Annotated in this window: 1 protein-coding gene; it reads left to right on the top strand. The window is 63.2% G+C overall.

What is annotated here, in order from left to right; all coding sequences use genetic code 11:
- Nucleotides 1-277, top strand: a 277-nt coding sequence (locus tag QSV46_RS39620; protein ID WP_314964081.1) for an alpha-amylase family glycosyl hydrolase, incomplete at both ends; no start/stop codon positions are given.

Raw genomic sequence — 277 nt, 5'->3', positions numbered from 1 at the left:
ATGGTCGCCAAGGCCCATTCGCTCGGCCTGAAGATCATGATCGACCAGGTGATGGCGCACACCGCCGATGCCCACCCGTGGTTCGTCGAAAGCCGCTCCAGCCGCGACAATCCAAAGTCCGACTGGTACGTCTGGGCCGACGCGGCGCCGGACGGCAACCCGCCAAACAACTGGATGTCGGTCTTCGGCGGCTCGGCATGGCAGTGGGACACGCGCCGCAAGCAGTACTACATGCACAACTTCCTGGTCAGCCAGCCGCAGCTGAACTTCCATAACC

It is taken from the genome of Bradyrhizobium cosmicum (assembly GCF_032290525.1).
GTDB lineage: Bacteria > Pseudomonadota > Alphaproteobacteria > Rhizobiales > Xanthobacteraceae > Bradyrhizobium > Bradyrhizobium cosmicum_A.
The sequence above is the reverse complement of the archived record's forward strand: the minus strand, read 5'-3'. Positions and strand labels throughout refer to the sequence as shown.